The following is a 233-nucleotide window of genomic DNA, read 5'->3' on the forward strand; positions in this document are numbered from 1 at the left end:
CCAAAGTCGAAAGCAGAGGATAACAATAATTCGTGGAACCGCCTTACTAAATGGTTTCAAGGCGAGTTTTAAGACTCAAGTCGCAGAGTGAACATGTTTGATATAATGGAACAACACAGCGAAGACGCTGTAATAAAAGTAATTGGCGTGGGCGGCGGCGGCGGTAACGCTGTTGCGCACATGGTAAAACAGCACATCGAAGGCGTGCGCTTTATTGCCGCTAATACCGCTGC

1 pseudogene is annotated in these 233 nt (G+C 47.6%); it reads left to right on the plus strand.

Going from position 1 to position 233, the window contains the following annotated elements:
* Window positions 1–93: 93 nt before the first annotated feature.
* A pseudogene (locus tag R0J88_RS23805) lies at window positions 94–233 on the plus strand (cell division protein FtsZ); the annotation flags it as partial.

Origin of the sequence: Pseudoalteromonas sp. SIMBA_162, from assembly GCF_046535955.1 — a bacterium.
GTDB lineage: Bacteria > Pseudomonadota > Gammaproteobacteria > Enterobacterales > Alteromonadaceae > Pseudoalteromonas > Pseudoalteromonas marina.